The 17,665-nt window shown below is 58.0% G+C and carries 17 protein-coding genes and 1 pseudogene; 12 read left to right on the top strand and 6 right to left on the bottom strand.

Going from position 1 to position 17,665, the window contains the following annotated elements; all coding sequences use genetic code 11:
• Positions 1-64: 64 nt before the first annotated feature.
• The 5 genes and pseudogenes from AC0V6K_RS00895 to dapA all read right to left on the bottom strand — a co-directional run bounded on the left by AC0V6K_RS00895 (position 65) and on the right by dapA (position 5,335).
• Positions 65-2,494, bottom strand: coding sequence for a response regulator (locus AC0V6K_RS00895; protein WP_472626195.1), 2,430 nt, complete (start codon positions 2,492-2,494; stop codon positions 65-67).
• A 100-nt stretch (positions 2,495-2,594) separates the two neighbouring features.
• Positions 2,595-3,182: a DUF2062 domain-containing protein gene (locus AC0V6K_RS00900; protein ID WP_472623862.1), complete on the bottom strand. Its 588-nt coding sequence runs from the start codon at positions 3,180-3,182 to the stop codon at positions 2,595-2,597.
• Positions 3,183-3,369: 187 nt separating this feature from the next.
• A complete protein-coding gene (gene smpB, locus AC0V6K_RS00905) occupies positions 3,370-3,852 on the bottom strand; it encodes an SsrA-binding protein SmpB (RefSeq protein WP_472623864.1) in 483 nt (160 codons plus the stop codon).
• A gap of 45 nt (positions 3,853-3,897) precedes the next feature.
• Entirely contained in the window at positions 3,898-4,455 is a 558-nt protein-coding gene (locus AC0V6K_RS00910) for an aspartyl/asparaginyl beta-hydroxylase domain-containing protein (protein WP_472623866.1), read from the bottom strand.
• Positions 4,452-5,335 (bottom strand): annotated as a pseudogene (gene dapA / locus AC0V6K_RS00915) (4-hydroxy-tetrahydrodipicolinate synthase). Before dapA ends, AC0V6K_RS00910 begins: the two are co-directional and overlap by 4 nt.
• 95 nt (positions 5,336-5,430) lie before the next feature.
• Between dapA and AC0V6K_RS00920 the strand changes: the two are divergent.
• The 10 genes from AC0V6K_RS00920 to AC0V6K_RS00965 all read left to right on the top strand — a co-directional run bounded on the left by AC0V6K_RS00920 (position 5,431) and on the right by AC0V6K_RS00965 (position 14,142).
• Positions 5,431-7,395: a lytic transglycosylase domain-containing protein gene (locus AC0V6K_RS00920; protein ID WP_472623868.1), complete on the top strand. Its 1,965-nt coding sequence runs from the start codon at positions 5,431-5,433 to the stop codon at positions 7,393-7,395.
• Positions 7,396-7,407: 12 nt separating this feature from the next.
• On the top strand, positions 7,408-7,890 hold the full coding sequence (gene greB, locus AC0V6K_RS00925) for a transcription elongation factor GreB (protein ID WP_472623870.1): 483 nt from the start codon (positions 7,408-7,410) through the stop codon (positions 7,888-7,890).
• Positions 7,891-7,954: 64 nt separating this feature from the next.
• The gene (locus AC0V6K_RS00930; protein ID WP_486172528.1) at positions 7,955-8,350 is read left to right on the top strand and encodes an invasion associated locus B family protein; all 396 of its coding nucleotides are present in this window, start codon (positions 7,955-7,957) and stop codon (positions 8,348-8,350) included.
• 45 nt (positions 8,351-8,395) lie between these two features.
• Positions 8,396-9,634 carry a dual-specificity RNA methyltransferase RlmN gene (gene rlmN, locus AC0V6K_RS00935; RefSeq protein WP_472623874.1) on the top strand — a complete coding sequence of 413 codons (1,239 nt, stop codon included), beginning with the start codon at positions 8,396-8,398 and terminating at the stop codon, positions 9,632-9,634.
• 65 nt (positions 9,635-9,699) lie between these two features.
• Entirely contained in the window at positions 9,700-10,668 is a 969-nt protein-coding gene (locus AC0V6K_RS00940; protein WP_472623876.1) for an acyl-CoA thioester hydrolase/BAAT C-terminal domain-containing protein, read from the top strand.
• Positions 10,665-11,270 (top strand): class I SAM-dependent methyltransferase, encoded by a 606-nt coding sequence (locus tag AC0V6K_RS00945; RefSeq protein WP_472623878.1) that lies wholly within the window; start codon positions 10,665-10,667, stop codon positions 11,268-11,270. The genes AC0V6K_RS00940 and AC0V6K_RS00945 overlap by 4 nt, the downstream gene beginning before the upstream one ends.
• A gap of 6 nt (positions 11,271-11,276) precedes the next feature.
• A complete protein-coding gene (locus AC0V6K_RS00950; RefSeq protein ID WP_472623880.1) occupies positions 11,277-11,924 on the top strand; it encodes an MOSC domain-containing protein in 648 nt (215 codons plus the stop codon).
• 31 nt (positions 11,925-11,955) lie between these two features.
• A complete protein-coding gene (locus AC0V6K_RS00955) occupies positions 11,956-12,720 on the top strand; it encodes an SDR family oxidoreductase (RefSeq protein ID WP_472623882.1) in 765 nt (254 codons plus the stop codon).
• A complete protein-coding gene (locus AC0V6K_RS00960) occupies positions 12,717-13,400 on the top strand; it encodes a cytochrome b/b6 domain-containing protein (RefSeq protein WP_472623884.1) in 684 nt (227 codons plus the stop codon). The genes AC0V6K_RS00955 and AC0V6K_RS00960 overlap by 4 nt, the downstream gene beginning before the upstream one ends.
• Complete coding sequence (locus AC0V6K_RS00965) at positions 13,393-14,142, top strand: molybdopterin-dependent oxidoreductase (RefSeq protein WP_472623886.1); 750 nt, start codon at positions 13,393-13,395, stop codon at positions 14,140-14,142. Before AC0V6K_RS00960 ends, AC0V6K_RS00965 begins: the two co-directional genes overlap by 8 nt.
• On the opposite strand, the gene AC0V6K_RS00970 is transcribed toward AC0V6K_RS00965, so the two are convergent.
• Complete coding sequence (locus tag AC0V6K_RS00970; protein ID WP_472623888.1) at positions 14,143-14,583, bottom strand: DUF1801 domain-containing protein; 441 nt, start codon at positions 14,581-14,583, stop codon at positions 14,143-14,145.
• Between the two features lie 87 nt (positions 14,584-14,670).
• Between AC0V6K_RS00970 and AC0V6K_RS00975 the strand changes: the two genes are divergently transcribed.
• Positions 14,671-15,924 carry a class I SAM-dependent methyltransferase gene (locus AC0V6K_RS00975; protein WP_472623890.1) on the top strand — a complete coding sequence of 418 codons (1,254 nt, stop codon included), beginning with the start codon at positions 14,671-14,673 and terminating at the stop codon, positions 15,922-15,924.
• Between the two features lie 91 nt (positions 15,925-16,015).
• Complete coding sequence (locus AC0V6K_RS00980; RefSeq protein ID WP_472623892.1) at positions 16,016-17,239, top strand: argininosuccinate synthase; 1,224 nt, start codon at positions 16,016-16,018, stop codon at positions 17,237-17,239.
• Positions 17,240-17,665: the final 426 nt, after the last annotated feature.

Consider the following 17,665-nt stretch of genomic DNA (forward strand, 5'->3'; position numbering starts at 1 on the left):
ATGGAAGATGCATGTGTATCCAAGGTGAATGTTCTGAAATTCACCGTTTTTCCGGATGAGAACGTTAGCCGTCTTCGCTTTTCGCCGCTTTCGCCTGGTGCAAAATGCCGCTGACCTTCTCGCTGATCGCAGCAACGCTAAACGGCTTAGCGATGAAGTGCATATCCGGAATATTGATGTCTTTGCGCAGTTGTTCTTCGGCATAGCCAGACATGAACAGGACCGGGATTTCGGGCCGTTGCTGGCGGATCGCACGAACCATCGCGGGGCCATCCATACCCGGCATCACAACATCGCTGACGACCATATCGAAGGCACCGCCCTTTGTGATCTCTTCAAGCCCGTCCTCGCCATCCGGCGCAGTCGTCACTTCAAATCCTGCACGGGCAAGTGCACGTTCGGCCACTGCTCGAACCATGTCTTCATCTTCGACGAGCAGGATCTTGCCACCCGCTGACCAATCGGATGATGGCAATGGCTTGGGCTTCTCTCGCTTTTGCGGCGCCTCCCCACGATGGACGGGGAAGTAGACCGTGAAGCGGGCCCCGGTTGGCTTGCCATCTTTGCCAGTCACATTGTCCGCAAAGATAAACCCGCCTGATTGTTTGACGATACCGTAGGCGGTTGAGAGACCAAGACCGGTGCCCTTGCCCTGCTCTTTAGTCGTGAAGAACGGCTCGAACAATTTGGGCAGTACCTCGGTGGGAATGCCCCCGCCGGTATCCTGTACGATCAGGACGGTGTAATCGCTCGCTGGAAGGATTTCCGATCCCAGCTGCATCACGTCTTTGGCCTGAATGCTGCGGGTGAATAGCGAAATGCGCCCCGCTCCTCGAAGCTCTTTGGGGCCATTCGACTGGATTGCATCGCGCGCATTCACGGCAAGGTTCATGATGACCTGCTCTAGCTGCTGCGGGTCAGCGCGCACTGCGCCCAGATCACGGTCGTGCTGCACGAAATAGGTGATCTTCTCGCCTAGCAGGCGCTTGATCAGCGGACTGACTTCGCTCACCACATCAGGCAACTGGAGGATTTCCGGGCGCAGTGTTTGCTGGCGCGAGAATGCGAGGAGCTGACGGGTCAGTGAAGCCGCTCGATTGGAGTTTGCGCGGATTTGTTGAATGTCGTCGTAGTCGCTGTCGCCCGGCGTATGGCGCAGCAGCATCAGGTCACAGGTACCGATGATCGCAGTCAACACATTGTTGAAATCATGCGCAACACCGCCTGCCAGTTGGCCCACCGCCTGCATTTTGGTCGCTTGCGCCACCTGTCGCTTGAGCTGGTTCTCTTCGCTAGAATCAGCAAGGCTGAGCAACACGGCCGGCTCGCCCAACCCTCTGACGCCGGCCAAGCCCAGAGATACGGGCTCGTTTGGCTGATTGACCAGCCGCACCGCCATATTGCCACTGGTTGAAGGGCCACGTCCGTGACGCCGAACGGCGTCGGACAATGCAGCCTTATCCTCCTTCACAACCAGATCGGTCGGAAAAGCTGGTAGCCCGCGCCCATCGCGCTCAATCGAGCGCAAGAAGGCGTCGTTGCCGAAGAGGAAACGGCCATCGCGATCTGTCATTGCCAATCCAAGCGGCAATTGTCCGAGGAGCGCCTCAAGCTGAGCGACGCCTGCTTTGGATGAACCGTCGTAGCCGCTACCGATTCCGACACCGCTATCGACGAGTAGCATGAGAGAGGTGACCTCATCGGGGCCTAGACCGCCACCAACCGCCGGATCGCTTAAGGGCACATCGATCAGTGTCTGCGGCGTGCCGCCGCGCCCCTCACGCGCGAAATGGATCCGGTCACGGTCGTCGGAACGAAGAAGTGACACGAAATCCTGGCCAGCCAATGTCGCCGCGGCGTCACCAACCGCGCGCTCGGCAAACCCTGCACTGACAGACCGGATTACGCCGTCTGAAGTGGTGATCGCCGTTTCGATCCCTGCGCGGCTCAACAAGACGCCAAACGGGCCGCCCAGATCAAGCTCATCAAGACCCAGCTCATCGGCTTCCAGCAACGGGAAGAAACGCCAGATCAGATGGTCTTCGCCGCGCCCCACACGCTCGGCGGAAACGCTCCAGTATTGCGCACCATCGTCACTCGCCATCTCATCGAGCGCCGCCACACCGTCACGCCATGCGATGCGTGCCAGACGGGTAACCGCCTCAAGCTCTGGCCGCTCAAGCGGCAACGAAGGCGGCGCGCTATCGACACCGAATGCATCGACAAACGCCGAGTTGGCACAAACAAGGCGGTTGGCGCGATCCGTTATGGCAACGGCTTCTCCAACCTGTTCGATGGCTGCTACTGTGACGGACCAATCCTGCGAAGCCTCCACCGATTGCGATGGTGCCGCGCGCAGATGTTCGATCGCGAAGTAGCCGACCAGCAGGATCAGCGCACCGAGGACGAAAGACAACGCAATCACGCCGCTTGAGGTCATTGCGAAAAGTACAGCACCACTCACTGCCAGCGCACCACCCAGTGCCACCAGCATCAGCCGATTATCGCTATCTGCAGGAATGTCGATCAGGCTTTTCAAGCGCTCAACTTCTTCTTTGTGCGGCAGGTTCTTGTGACTGCCAAGACGTGTAGCCTTAATTCGGGTTGAGCCCCTGGTCGAGACGCTCTTCCATCTGAGCGAGACGTTTTGCCCGCCTGCGTGCAACCAGCACGCGCCACGCACCAACCGCAATAAAGTAACCGACTACTGCCGACGAAACAGCCAGCACAACGAATCCCAAGATCGTCAATCCAGCCATCTCGCCCGCCTCGGCAGCCCATTGCACCTGATTGCTCTCCAACTGGCGCGCTGCTTCGTTGGCCGTCTCTGCATCAATCTGGATCATGAAGTTACCGACACGGTTCGCAATCGGAATCCAGAACCAGATAGTGAACGGGTTGGTGACGAAGGTAACCAGCGCTGCGAGCGGAACGTTTGCTCGCAGGGGCAGTGCCAAGAAAGCCGCCAGAAATATCTGGCCAATTGGAATGATAAACGCGCTGAACAGTCCCAAGGCAACGCCGCGCGGTACCGATCGGCGGGTAAAGCGCCACAACTCCGGAGAGAGGAACCTGTGCGCAATCGGGGCGAGATACTTGTTCTTCGCCATCTCTTCGCGCTTGGGCATGTACTTGCGTATCTTGTCAGATAGCCAAGTGTTGCGATTGCTTTCCCGCGCCATCACACGTCACTCCCACGGCGCAAATGCGCACCGTCAGCATGTGCGAACAATTCTGTGAAAGTGCGTGCCACCATAGTTTCAATATGGATAGCTTTTGAGTTCTGACCAACAGGTGAACTGAGGCCTAGTTCTCGGCTTGCCGTGTGGGTGAAACGGTCTGACTCGAAACAAAGGGAGAGCAGGCTCATCAGCCCTTCTCCCGCATCAGCCGAGCCTTGTCGCGCTTCCAGTCACGGTCCTTGATCGTGGCGCGCTTATCGCGTGCTTGCTTGCCCTTGGCCAGCGCGAGCTCAACCTTCGCCCGGCCCGTCGAATTGAAATAGACCGACAGCGGAACCAGCGTCATACCCTTGCGCTCGACGGCGCCGAACAGCTTGTTGATCTCGCGACTGTTGAGCAGCAATTTCCGTGGACGACGCGGCTCGTGGTTCTGGCGATTGCCGTGGCTGTATTCCGGTATATTGGAATTGATGAGCCACACTTCACCGTCTTTCACTTCGGCATAGCTTTCGGCAATTGTTGCTTCGCCCGCGCGCAGTGCCTTTACCTCTGTCCCTTGAAGAGCAAGGCCAGCCTCAAACTTCTCCTCGATATGATAATCGAACCGCGCACGGCGATTTTCCGCGACGGTTTTTTGCTTATCGAAGGTCTCGGGTTTGGGCTTTGCCATGATGCAGCGCAGATAGGCTCTGCGCGCGCCAAGTGAAAGCCCCGTTTAAATCGCTTGCGCCATTATTGTGTCCCACCAATCATTCCGGCGGCAGTCCATGATCAGGTGCGCTCGCCATTTGTCCGACCGATTGTGGATTTCGTGCTTCAAATCAAAGTTGATGTACCAGCATTCTCCGGGGGCCATACTGACTTGCTCATCGGCATGGATCGTCTCAACACCCGGCCCGGTCGTAATGGGAACATGAATACGGAACACGCCGCCTTCAAAGGACCTGCCTACATCGCGATGAGGCCGAATTGAGGCACCGGGTGCGAGCTTATGCACTCGCATCAACTCCATTGGCGACTCAATCGCCTCAAATACTTCCAAAAATGCTGGGCACCTTCTGAGCAGTGCATTGGGGTAAAAATCCGGAGTGCGGTCCATTTCGGGCACGAATTCCGGCTCAATAAGCGTCGCGAAATAAAGTGTATCCGGCTCCAAATAGGAGTTATAGACATCTCCATAGTCGCCCTGGGTCAGGCGCTCATAATCTGCCTGAAGTCCCTTCGGATCAAATTCTAAGGGCAGTTTGCACCTCAGGATGACGTTTTCATTCAACTCAAAAGTCCCGCATGCTCGAGCGCTTCGTCAACGGCTTTGCGGGCCTCTGCGCTGGCTTCGACGATGGGCAAACGCACCGACGGCTCGATCCAGTCATGAACGCGGCTCAGCGCATACTTCACCGGCGCAGGAGATGCGTCTGAGAACATCGCATAGTGAAGCGGGAACAGGCAATCATTCAGCTCGCGCGCTTTCTTGAGCTCATTTGCAGCAATCGCCGCCTGGAATTCAGCGCACAAGGCCGGCGCAACGTTTGCCGTCACCGAAATTGCGCCGCGCCCCCTGCGGCCGAATGCGGCAGCCACAATTCGTCATTGCCCGAAAGCTGGCAGAAGTCGCTCGACAGGCCCATGCGGTGATCGGCCACACGCGAAAGGTCTCCGCTTGCATCCTTAATGGCGACGATGCGGTCGGGAAATTTTTTGACCAGAGTCACGACCGTATCGTCTTCAATATCGGTCACGGTCCGCGCGGGCACATTATAAAGAACAATCGGCAGGTCACTGTTCTCTGCAAGATGGCTGAAGTGCGCGATGATCCCTGCCTGACTCGGTCGGTTATAGTATGGAGCGACACACAGCCCCGCCGCAGCGCCCGCTTTCTTGGCAAAGCTCATATGCAAAAGCGCGTTCTTGGTGTCATTTGAGCCGCAACCGGCGATCACGGGAACGCGCCCAGCCGCCTGCTCGATGCATACCTCGATCACACGATGGTGCTCTGCGTTGGAAAGTGTGGAAGCCTCGCCTGTCGTACCACAAGGCACCAAAGCGGCGCTGCCATGCTCGATTTGCCAATCGACCAGACGCCGAAAAGCGGCCTCATCAAACGATCCGTCGCGAAAAGGAGTCACTAGAGCGGGAATTGAGCCGCTGAACATTGCGTTATTCCTAAATCAGACATTTATCTTACAAAGCAGACGCACCATATTACACACGCCGCTGTTCAGCGCGTGATAAGGAGACCAACGGCATCATGTCCAGCATGCCTTTCAAATTCCCCCGCCAAACACTCTTCAATCGTCCTATCGCAATAGTTGCTCTGGCCACGGCCAGCGTGGGCGCACTCTCCAGCCCATCCTCTGCTGAGCGGCAAAGCAGCGCATCACCCGCGCAGTTCTCCCAGCAAAGCATAAATCAGGCGATTGACCGTTGGGAGTATCTCAACAAGACGCGCGGCCTTAGCTTTGCCCAATACGCCAATTTCGCCGCCCGTTACCCCGAATTTCCGCGCATGGAGATCATTCGTCTGCGCGCCGAAGCGGGTCTGAAGAATGAAGCCCCCTCGCCCAGCTCGCTGATCTACTATTTCGACAAACACCCGCCGCTGACCAACCACGGCCGCGCTGCCTACGCGCTGGCCCTTGCATCTCAGCAACGCCCGCAAGCTGCCGATATGGCGCGCGCGGCATGGCGTGGCGGGGTAATGAGCGACTCCGCTGAAGCATACATCAAAGGCATGTTCGGTTCGCAGCTCACCACCGATGACAATGTGGCGCGGGTTGATGCCTTGCTCTGGCAAGGCGAGCGTAACGCTGCCACACGGATGCTGAATACGCTTCCCCAAACGCAGCGCGAAATTGCGATGGCACGTCTCGCTCTTCTGAATGGCTCAATGCCCAGCAGCGCCGGGCTCAGCATTCCGAACGAGGCGAATTTCGACGCGGGCTACACCTTCACTCTCGTCAATCACCTGCGAGCGCGTCGCCAGACTGCAGCAGCAATTCAGGTCCTTGCGAACCGCCCTAACTTCCGCGCCCCAGCACATGATCCCGAAGCGTTTGTGGATGACATGCTCGCCCTCGCCTCCGCGGCCACGGTGCGCGACACGGTGAAAATCGCCAGCAAGACCAACGATTTGTTTGCTCCAGGCACTGACATTTCCAAAATGTCGTTCAAGTTGCGCGACCAATACACTGACCTGATGTGGAAAGGCGGCACCAACGCGCTCTGGCGTTTGGGTGATGGCGCGACCGCGGCGCCGATGTTCCTTAATTATGGCAACGCGGCGCGTGGGCCGCTGACAAAGTCAAAGGGTTATTACTGGGCTGGTCGTGCAGCGCGTCGGGCAGGTCAGACGGCCGACGCGGCGCGCTACTTCGAAATGGCCGCGCAATACCCGCAATATTATTATGGTCAGCTATCTATTGAAGCCTTGGGTCGCACAATGCCTGGTTTCGCAGGGTTGCCACAGCCGCCAGCCGATCCGTCGGCACGTGCTGATTTCAACAACAAACCGCTAACTCAGGCCATCCGGGCTATCGCGCAAAACCGCCGTGATTGGCGCGTCGAAAGGCGCTTCTTCGAGGCCATTGGTGAAGCCGCAGAGTCTCAAGAAGATATTGCCCTTGTAAGTGAGCTTGCACGAGATACCGGCCTTGAAGAAATGGCAGTTGTTGTGGGCTTCAAAGCCGAAGAATCCGGCTTCAACGAATTGGCGCGCGTCGGCTTCCCTACCGTACAAACACCGGTCCTGAACGATTGGACGATGTCCCACGCCATCATGCGTCAGGAAAGCGAGTTCGATCGCACGCGTGAAAGCCACGCCGGCGCACGCGGCATGATGCAGCTGATGCCGGGTACCGCTAGGGAGACCGCAGGTAAGCTCGGCCTACCTTATCGTCCCTCGGGCTTGTTCACCGATCCATCATACAACATCACGCTGGGCGATGCGTTCTTTGCCCGCATGGTGCGGTATTATGATGGCTCGGTTCCACTCGCAGTCGCCGCCTACAACGCCGGTCCCGGCAATGTGAACAAGTGGCTGCGTGCCAATGGCGACCCTCGCACCGGCGCGGTCGATTGGCAGCAATGGATCGAGAAGATCAAGTTCACCGAAACGCGCTATTACGTGATGCGCGTCCTCGGGAACGCCGTCAGCTATTCTCACATGTATCCCGAGCAGGCGGGTCTGCCGCGTACTATCGGCGGGTTCTTCTAAAGAGCCCGCCATATGGCGTCGAAACCCGGTCCACCAATCACTCCGCAAGGCATGGCGGCTCTCAAAGCACGCTATGACCATTTGCTCGGCACAGAGCGGCCCGAGATTGTCGAGATCGTCAGCTGGGCCGCAGGCAATGGTGATCGCAGCGAGAATGGCGATTACCTCTATGGCCGCAAGCGCATGCGCGAGATTGACCGAGAATTGGGATACCTCTCGCGACGCATGAAGGCATGTCGCGTGGTCGATCCCGCAGATCAACCGAACAAAGAGAAGGTGTTCTTTGGTGCCACGGTTGAGATCGCCGATGAAGATGATGCGCGTAAGACTGTGACCATCGTTGGCGATGACGAACAGGATGCGAGCAAAGGTCGGATCGGCTGGAACTCCCCTATGGCCGAGGCGCTGCGTGGCGCGGCAATTGGGGATTTGCGATTGGTAAGGCTTCCCGGCGGCGCGAAAGAATGGGAAGTGATGGCAATCGACTATGCGTAAGCTGCTGCTCCTATTTCCTTTGGCCATCTTAGCCCTTCCCGCGGCCGCCAAGGACTCGCTTGGTGTGTACTCAGATTGGGCAGCGTTTCGCGATGCCAAAAGCCCTCGCTGTTATGCGATTGCCAAGCCGCGTTCGGGAGCATCATCCTTCGCGAGCATCGGAACATGGCCGGGCCGTAAGGTCCGCAATCAGGTGCACTTCCGCTTGCCCCGTGCAGTCGGTGGCAAGGGAGCGAATTTGACCATCGGAGATCGCAGCTTTGTGCTAGCCACAAAGGGTCGCAACGCCTGGGCGCAGAACCGCCAGATGGATGCAGCGATAGTCGCCGCTATGCGGTCTTCGTCCACCATGCGGATCAGCGCTCGCGACACTGATAATCGCAGCTTTTCTCAGAGATACAGCCTTTCCGGCGCAGCCACTGCGATTGACGCAGCGGTGGTGGGATGCGCGCGCCTTTAGAGCACTGGCATTCGCGCAAATCCGCGACTATATGCTGCCCTAATCATGGCAGATACTGATCTCATGTCGATCCCCGGACAGGTGGATCCCGTTCCCGTCGCGCGTGACATCACGCCGCGCGAGGATGGTCGTATCGACCTGATCGGCCTGCCCCGCCTCCGCATCCGCGAGCTGTTCGAAGATGCGGGGCTGGATGCGCGTCAAGCCAAGCTACGCTCGAAACAGGTGTTCCACTGGCTGTATCATCGCGGCGTCACCGATTTTGACGCGATGACCGATATTGCCAAGACTATGCGGCCTTGGCTGACCGAGCGGTTTATCGTTGGTCGCCCCAATATTGTCGAAGCGCAACACAGCTCCGATGGCACTCGCAAATGGTTGCTGAAAACCGATGATGGCCACGATTTCGAGATGGTGTTCATCCCCGATGCGGATCGCGGGACTTTGTGCGTTTCAAGCCAAGTTGGCTGCACGTTGAACTGCACATTCTGTGCCACCGGCACGATGCGCCTTGTTCGCAATCTGACACCGGGGGAGATTGTCGGTCAGGTCATGCTGGCCCGCGATGCTTTGGGTGAATGGCCCAAAGGCAAGATGGATTTCGCGGATGAGGAAGACGAAAGCGAATACCGTGCCGATGGCCGCCTTCTGACCAATATCGTGATGATGGGCATGGGTGAGCCGCTGTATAATTTCGACCATGTGCGTGACGCGCTGAAGCTGGTGATGGATGGCGAAGGCTTGGCTCTGTCTAAACGCCGTATCACTCTTTCAACCAGCGGGGTTATCCCGATGATGGAGCGGTGCGCGCAAGAAATCGGCGTGAACCTTGCCGTGTCCCTGCATGCCGTGCGCAAGGAAGTGCGCGATGAGATCGTGCCGCTGAACAAGAAATACGGGATCGATGAGCTGCTTCAGGCGTGCGCCGATTATCCCAAGGCATCGAACGCGCGGCGCATCACGTTTGAGTATGTGATGTTGAAGGACAAGAATGACAGCGATGAAGACGCGCACGAACTTGTCCGTCTGATCAAGGAATATGACCTGCCCGCCAAGGTGAACCTGATCCCGTTCAACCCATGGCCCGGCGTTGGTTATGAATGCTCCGACCCTGACCGGATTAGATCCTTCAGCAATATCGTATTCGAGGCGGGCATCAGCGCCCCGGTGCGCACGCCGCGCGGACGCGATATTGACGCAGCCTGCGGTCAGCTGAAAACCGCCGCGCAAAAGAAAAGTCGCGCCGAAAGAGACCGCGAAGCCGCCGCTGCTGCTGCGGAGTAACGCATCCTGCCATTGCTCTTGTTCGTAGCTGCCCTACAGTGGGAGGCGAGACAGGAGATAATTCCATGAGTCTACGCACCTTTCTCGCAGCGAACTTGTTGTGGTCTGCAACAGTCACCGCTGCCCCTGCCATTGCCCAAGAAGAGCAGGCTCCCGCGACTGCAGAAGTGATGGTGGGAGACGCGCTACCCGGCGCGTTCTTTATGAAACCCGAGGGTGATGGCCCATTTCCAGCCATTATCCTACTGGGAGGGAGTGAGGGCGGCGACCGCGGTTCGCGCAGCCTTGCACCACGCTTCTTGGCCGAGGGATACGCGGTACTTGGCGTTCCCTACTACTCGCCAGCATGGGGCGGTCAGCCGAAGCAATTTCCTGACCTTCCAAGTGCCTTCGTGAATATCCCGGTCGACAAGGCAGGCGTGGCAAAAGACTGGCTAGCTAAACGTACGGATATCCAGTCCGAAGACATCGGGATTTATGGTGTCTCCAAAGGGGCCGAATTTGCCCTCCTCGCTGGCTCCAAAATCGATGGCTTCGCCGCGATTGCGGCTATTGTGCCCACAGACGTCGTCTGGGAAGGCTGGGGCGCCGGTCCGTATGAGGGCAAGCTCAGCAGCTTCAGTTGGCAAGGCGAGCCGCTCCCCTTCGTACCATATGATGGGATGGGAGAAGAATTCTCGAACCCCACCGGGCCGGATGGTCGCCCTCGCCTGCGACTACCACATGACAAAGGCCGAAATGCCAACCCAGACCGCGCAGTCGCCGCACGCATTGATGTAGAAGCCATCGACGAGCCGCTTCTCGTCGCCGGCGGCGATGCAGATCTCGTTTGGAATTCAGGCGAAATGGCGCAGATTATTGCAGAGCGCCGTGCCGAATCTGGCTTACCGACAGTAAGTCTAGTTTTTACTGATGCTGGGCATTTTCTATCGGGCGACGGGACCAGCACGAAGGTAGATCAAGCGACGCTTGAAGCGCAAAAGGTGATCTGGCCTGCGACCATCGCGTTCTTTGAAAAGCATCTCAAAGATTGAGCGCCAATGTGATCGACGCCCAAACCTACGACTTTTATCAATCGCAAGCACCGTTCTATTCGCTTGATCCCTCGATCAGCTACAGCCGACATCTCGATGGTTTTCTAGATCGTCTCGAGCCCAGAGCGCGGGTTTTGGAGCTTGGTTGTGGCGCGGGTCGCGATGCGGCGCAGATACGCAAACGCGGTTTTGATATCCACGCAACCGACGGTGTTCCCGCCATGGTGGCGAAAGCTAACGAGCGCTGGGGTCTTGATGCCCGCCTGATGCGCTTCGATCAGCTAGAGGCGTCGTCGGAATATAACGCGGTCTGGGCGCACGCCTGCTTGCTGCATTGCCCCCAGGCCGAGCTGCCAGATGTTTTGGCACGTATCCACGGGGCGCTGAAACCAGAAGGCTATCACTACGCCAGTTTCAAACTCGGGGCAGGCGAAGGTCGCGATTTGCTGGGGCGACTGCATAACTTCCCAACGGCGGCCTGGTTGATCGAACGCTATCGCGCTGCTGGATTCAGAATCGTCGATCAATCAATGTTTGCGGGAAAAGCCAGCGATGGCACCCAGCGAGACTGGCTGGCCATTACCGGCCAAAAGCATCAATAGGGCACCATGAAACTAACCGTCGAAGCGATTTGCACCGGAACTGCCCGCCCCTTCAACGGCGCGGAGACCAGCGCAATTGCCAAGCGTCCGCGCGAAGGTGTGGTGCAGTTGCTGGAGGACGGTTTCGCGCCGGACGAGCAGGCCGATCGGCGCGTGCATGGCGGGCCCGAAATGGCGGTGCATCTCTACCCACTCGATCACCATGATTGGTGGCAGGGCGAATTGGAAGACACGAGCCTGCTTGACCGACCGGGCGCATTCGGTTCGAACCTTGCTGTGCGCGGATTTGACGAAACTGACGTCCATATCGGCGATCGGTTTCGTGTCGGCAATGCATTGATCGAGATCAGCCAACCACGTCAGCCATGCTGGAAGATCGAGCACCGCTTTGGGGCGAAGGGCATGGTGGCCAAGATCTCCAAGACTGGCCGCGCAGGTTGGTACTTCCGAGTCCTTGAGATCGGCGACTGCGAGGCAGGTGATGTGCTCGAACGTCTCGAGATTGGCCACGCGGATTGGACTGTCGCGCGCGCCTTTGAGGCATTGGTGGCTGGCAAGGCGACCAAAGAGGAGTTGGCGGAGCTGACCAAATTGGAGCGCCTTACTCCGCGTTTGCGAGAGAAAGCGGCAGCGAAGCTGGTGAGCGCCAATTGAACCGATTATTCTGCCCTGATAGGCCGAGCGCATGACCAAGCCAGCCGTCCTTGTCACAGGTGGTGCGACCCGCATCGGCGCCGCCATCGTTCGCGGCTTTGCACGGGAAGGCTGGCACGTGGTGATCCACTTTAAATCATCCTCTGATCCAGCCGATGCATTGGCCGCCGATCTGCCCTCTGCCGAAACAGTGCAATGCGATCTAACCGATGCCGAAGCGGCACGCGCGATGATCAAAGAACTGGCTGCGCGCCTTCCCGATTGGCGGTGTCTGATCAACTCCGCATCGGTTTTTGACTATGACGATGCAACCAAACTCGATCTCGCAACGAACTACGAAGCGATGCAAGTGAATGCGGTCAGCCCTGCTGTTATGGCGCAAGCCTTCCTATCCCATGCCAAAAGCGATGGCGTGCGCAGTGTGGTGCAAGTGACAGACATGAAACTGGAGAACCCCAATCCGGACTTCTTCAGCTACACCATGTCCAAACACGCCCTCGCCGCGACCATTCCGATGCTGGCTGAGGGCGCTGCGAGACCATATGACCGCGTCTACGGCATCGCGCCCGGCGCCATTCTGGCCAGCCATGACCAAACCGAGGACGAGACCGAGGTTTCGCACAAGCTCAACCTGCTGGGCCGCAAGACCGATGCGAGCGAGATCGTCGATGCTGCGCTGTTCCTTGCCTCTGGCGCGCTAAAGAGCGGCTCCACCCTGTTTATCGACAGCGGGCAGCATCTGCTCTCGCAGGGACGCGATGTGATTTATCTTGCGCGCGAAGGAGCAGACGCGTGAAGCGCCACTCGCTCTTCACAAGGGTCTGGCATTGGATCAACGCAGCGGCGGTGATCGTGCTGTTCATGTCAGGCCTCAACATCTCGAATGCGCATCGATACCTCTACTGGGGCGACTACGGCTTCGATCCAGCCGATGCATGGACCGCCGTGATCCGCTTCCCCGGATGGGCGACCATCCCGGGCTACTACAGCCTCGCCATTGCGCGCGACTGGCACAATATCGCCGCATGGTTCTTTGGCGTTGGTCTGTTTGCAATGTGGGTAAACATGCTGGTCAGCCGGCACTTTGCCCGCTCTATTATGACGCGTCTGCGTGAGTGGAAGCCGTCGCATCTGTTCGCCGATATTCGCGAGCATCTGCGGGGTCGATTCGACGCGCATGAGGGCAAGTACAACACGCTTCAGAAGATCGCCTACGGCACTGTCTATGGCATCCTCCTGCCCATGATGGTGTTCACCGGTCTCGCGATCAGTCCGGGAATTGAGCCTGCCGCACCGTGGCTCGTCGACATTCTGGGTGGACGACAGAGTGCGCGCTCGCTGCACTTCATCTTTGCATGGGCGGTGTTCGCCTTTGTCGTGATCCATGTAGCGATGGTTTTGGTCTCCGGCGCATCGAAGCAAATTTGGGGCATGATTGATGGCGGTGACGCCGAAATGGAGGCTGCCCATGACTGATATCAAACGCCGATCGCTGCTCGCTGGAATGGCAGCTCTGGGCGCAAGCGGCTGCTCCGAGATTAGCAAGAGCGAATGGGGCGGCGCGGTTCTCGATACCGCCGAGGACTGGCACCGTGCGGCGCACCGCGCGCTTGCAGGCCGGCAACGGCTCGCCCCTGAATACGCACCTGATGAACGCTCACCCGACATTCGCGGCAATGGTTCGACGACGGTGAACACACCCGAGTACCGCACAGGCCTCTCCAACGGTTTTGCCGATTGGCGACTGGCAGTGACGGGCCTTGTCGAGAACCCACTCTCGCTTTCCATGGATGAAGTGCGCGCCCTTCCCCAGCGAACGCAGATCACCCGACACGATTGTGTGGAGGGGTGGAGCGCGATTGCCGAATGGAAAGGGCCGCAACTGGGCCAACTGCTTGACCGCGCAAAGATCAAACCTGAAGCCAGATTCGTCGTCTTCCGCTGTGCCGACACAATCGCCGGAGAACGCTATTACGAAAGCGTTGATCTGGTTGACGCCTATCACGAACAGACCATCATCGCGCACGAACTGAACGGTGAGCCACTGCCAGAGAAGAACGGTGCTCCCTTACGCATGCGGATCGAACGGCAGCTAGGCTACAAACACGCCAAATACGTCACCGCCATCGAAGCGGTCGCCAGCTTTGACGATATCGGCAAAGGCAAAGGCGGGTTCTGGGAAGACGAATATGGGTACCAGTGGTACGCCGGTATCTGATTACTTTGGCGGATAAATCCGGTTCATATTCGCCCAGTCATTGGCGATCATCTCTTCCAAAACTTCCAGATCAACGTCGGCCAGCTTGTTGACGTATAGGCAGCTCTTGCCCTCGGCATGTTTGCCCAGCCGCTCAAGAATTTCCTTGCGCTCTCCCGAGGCAAGTTCATCACAATACCCGCCCATCAGGTAGAGCGAGTGCTTTGCCTTGCGCGGGGAAAAGCCGCTGCGCATCCAGTCGCCCTCGCGCCCGCTTTCGTATTTGTAGTGGTAGCTGCCATAGCCGATGATGCTTGCCCCCCACATCTTCGGCTCTTCGCCGGTCACCCTTCGGAACATCGCGTCGAGCACCTTGGCATCTTCTCGCTTTGCTTCGGGTTCGACCGAGGCGATGAACTCCTCCACCGCCACATCAGTTTGCTGGGTCTTGTTCTCTGCCATGCGCACAGGTTTATCCCATTGTTGACACAGCGCAAGTGACCGCCATTGTGGGCGAGTGTCGGGGGCCGATAACAAGATGGGATCGCAATGAGCAAAGTACTTCTCGACAAGTTCCTAGGCCGCAGTGTTACCAAGGGCCGACTAGGCGTGGTGTTCGCCGATGGATCGGACAAAACCTATGGCGAACCCGCTAAAGGCTACCCTGACATAATCCTTCGTTTCGCCGATGATGCGGTGCCCCGCGATATCCTGATGGACCCGCGCCTTGGCGCCGCCGAAGCCTTCATGGACGGTCGCCTGATCGTCGAAGAAGGCGATATCATGGGCCTCGTCACTCTGCTGCGCGCGAACAATCGCTGGGATGAGGGCGGCGACATTGATCCCCCTTCGATGCTGCGCCGTATCGGCAATGCAGCAGGTTACGCGTTCGAGAAGGTCAACAACGCGGTCAGCGCAAAGAGCAACGTCGCGCACCACTACGACATCGGCAATGCCTTTTACGCGCTGATGCTGGACGAAGAGCACTGGCAATATAGCTGCGGATACTGGCCTGAAGGGGTCGAGACGCTGGGCGAGTGCCAGACGGCCAAGCTCGGGCACATCGCGGCGAAGTTGAACATCAAGAAAGGCAATACCATCCTCGACATCGGCTGCGGTTGGGGCGGGATGGCGATCTTCCTGGCCAAGAATTACGATGTCCATGTCACCGGCATCACCCTGTCCGAAGAGCAGGCCGATCTTGCTCGGCAAAAAGTCAGGCAGGCGGGCCTCGCCGACAAAGTCAGCATTGAATTGGTCGACTATCGTGATTTCGCGGCAGAGGGCCGTAAGTTCAACCGCATCGTTTCTGTCGGCATGTTCGAGCATGTGGGGCAGCCGCAGTTCGACACCTTCTTCGAGGCATGCGGCAAACTCCTGACTGACGACGGCGTTATGTTGCTCCACACGATTGGCCGGATGGGATCACCCGGGTCAACCGACGCCTTCACCCGAAAATACATCTTTCCCGGAGGATACATCCCCGCCCTCTCAGAGACCGTGGAATCGAGCGAAAAGTTCCGCCTGATCGCCAGCGACATCGAAACGCTGCGCGTCCACTACGGAAAGACGCTGCGCTGCTGGTACGACAACTGCATGAAGAACAAGGAGGCGATCATCGATATGTACGATGAGCGTTTCTTCCGCATGTGGACCTTCTACCTCGCCGGTGCGGCCACGGTCTTCGAATATGGCAGCATGTGCAATTACCAGATCCAGTACATCCGCACACGCCACGCCCTTCCCCTTTCTCGCAGCTATATCGAGCGTGAGGAGAAGCGTTTGATGAGGAAGAATTCATAGGGTCCCAAATAGCTCTACCCTTATTGCCGAGGGGCCTTGCCGGTGCTAGCCGCCGCGCAACCAACTCAAGCCAGAACCCAAGGCCCAATCTATGTCCGACATCAAACGTGTAGTCCTCGCCTATTCGGGCGGCCTCGATACCTCTGTGATCGCCAAATGGCTGAGCGTGGAACGCGGGCTGGAGGTGGTCACCTTCACCGCTGACCTTGGCCAAGGCGAAGAGATTGAACCCGCGCGCGACAAGGCACGCGCCATGGGCATCCCGGACAAGCACATCTTTATCGAAGACCTACGCGAGGAATTCGTGCGTGACTATGTCTTCCCGATGATGCGCGCCAATGCGCGGTACGAAGGCGACTATCTACTTGGCACTTCCATCGCGCGCCCGCTGATTTCAAAGCGTCTGGTCGAGATTGCGCACGAGACGGACGCCGATGCGATCGCTCACGGCGCAACGGGCAAAGGCAACGATCAGGTGCGCTTCGAGCTGTCAGCCTATGCGCTTGATCCGAGCATCCACGTCATTGCCCCGTGGCGCGAATGGGACCTGACCAGCCGCACCGCGCTGATCGCGTGGGCGGAAAAACACCAGATCAAGGTGCCGACTGACAAGCGGGGTGAAAGCCCGTTCTCGACCGATGCGAACCTGCTTCACACTTCGTCCGAAGGCAAAGTGCTGGAAGATCCGTGGGAAGAGACACCGGACTACGTCTATTCGCGCACCGATCACCCGGAGAACGCACCCGATACGCCCGAATACATCACGATCGATTTCGAGCGCGGCGATGGCGTTGCGCTCAATGGCGAAGCGATGTCGCCCGCTAGTCTGCTAACTGCGCTCAACGACTTGGGCCGCAAGCACGGTATCGGACGGCTCGATCTGGTCGAAAACCGCTTCGTCGGCATGAAATCGCGCGGCATGTACGAAACGCCGGGCGGTGAGATCTACGCTTGCGCGCACCGTGGCATCGAGCAGATCACACTTGATCGCGGCGCAGCACACCTCAAAGACGAACTGATGCCGAAATACGCCGAACTCATCTATAACGGCTTCTGGTTCAGCCCCGAGCGTGAGATGCTTCAAGCTGCAATCGACCTCAGCCAAGAGAAGGTCAGCGGCACGGTTCGGCTGAGGCTCTACAAAGGCCTGGCAAGCGTAGTTGGCCGGAAGTCACCTCACTCGCTCTACTCAGAAGTGCATGTGACCTTCGAAGACGATGCTGGTGCTTATGACCAGCATGATGCCGAGGGCTTCATCAAGCTCAACGCGCTGCGCCTGAAACTGCTCGCCCAGCGAGACCGTCAGCGCGACTAGGTCTTGCCTCACTGAAGTTGCGACTCGCTGAATTGCGTTTCATCTGATTGAAAGAATCGAAAAGCACGCCTTGCCTATTGGGCAAGGTGAGATTCGCCTCTCTTCGATTTCGTTCCCGCTCAAACTGTCAAATGCGATGAACGGTTGAGTTGTCCACCGCTGTCCACAGATGATCTGGTGAAAAGTGGATAAGTCGGTGTTGCGCTGCTTGTCAGACCGCCGATTCCGACGCAATCTCAACCTGTCTTCGGAACACGGAGCATCAGAAAAGCAAGTCGCAAGACTTTGATTTTGTGAGGCTTTAGAGTTCCAAGGATGCGAGGATCTTTGTCCACGCGCCCTTTGAGAGATGGCATGCATAAGGTTCAGGCCAAGTGCAAGCTGGATCGTTTGAGAAGAGCGCGAAGCGAGATCATCGGTTCGGCC

This window comes from Erythrobacter sp. S43, assembly GCF_057364955.1.

What these genes read in the sequence shown, in the direction of transcription:
- AC0V6K_RS00895 (WP_472626195.1), bottom strand. Translation starts at nt 2,494, where the DNA reads ATGCTGGTGGCACTGGGTGGTGCGCTGGCAGTGAGTGGTGCTGTACTT.
- AC0V6K_RS00900 (WP_472623862.1), bottom strand. Translation starts at nt 3,182, where the DNA reads ATGGCGCGGGAAAGCAATCGCAACACTTGGCTATCTGACAAGATACGC.
- smpB (WP_472623864.1), bottom strand. Translation starts at nt 3,852, where the DNA reads ATGGCAAAGCCCAAACCCGAGACCTTCGATAAGCAAAAAACCGTCGCG.
- AC0V6K_RS00920 (WP_472623868.1), top strand. Translation starts at nt 5,431, where the DNA reads ATGTCCAGCATGCCTTTCAAATTCCCCCGCCAAACACTCTTCAATCGT.
- greB (WP_472623870.1), top strand. Translation starts at nt 7,408, where the DNA reads ATGGCGTCGAAACCCGGTCCACCAATCACTCCGCAAGGCATGGCGGCT.
- rlmN (WP_472623874.1), top strand. Translation starts at nt 8,396, where the DNA reads ATGGCAGATACTGATCTCATGTCGATCCCCGGACAGGTGGATCCCGTT.
- AC0V6K_RS00940 (WP_472623876.1), top strand. Translation starts at nt 9,700, where the DNA reads ATGAGTCTACGCACCTTTCTCGCAGCGAACTTGTTGTGGTCTGCAACA.
- AC0V6K_RS00950 (WP_472623880.1), top strand. Translation starts at nt 11,277, where the DNA reads ATGAAACTAACCGTCGAAGCGATTTGCACCGGAACTGCCCGCCCCTTC.
- AC0V6K_RS00955 (WP_472623882.1), top strand. Translation starts at nt 11,956, where the DNA reads ATGACCAAGCCAGCCGTCCTTGTCACAGGTGGTGCGACCCGCATCGGC.
- AC0V6K_RS00965 (WP_472623886.1), top strand. Translation starts at nt 13,393, where the DNA reads ATGACTGATATCAAACGCCGATCGCTGCTCGCTGGAATGGCAGCTCTG.
- AC0V6K_RS00970 (WP_472623888.1), bottom strand. Translation starts at nt 14,583, where the DNA reads ATGGCAGAGAACAAGACCCAGCAAACTGATGTGGCGGTGGAGGAGTTC.
- AC0V6K_RS00975 (WP_472623890.1), top strand. Translation starts at nt 14,671, where the DNA reads ATGAGCAAAGTACTTCTCGACAAGTTCCTAGGCCGCAGTGTTACCAAG.
- AC0V6K_RS00980 (WP_472623892.1), top strand. Translation starts at nt 16,016, where the DNA reads ATGTCCGACATCAAACGTGTAGTCCTCGCCTATTCGGGCGGCCTCGAT.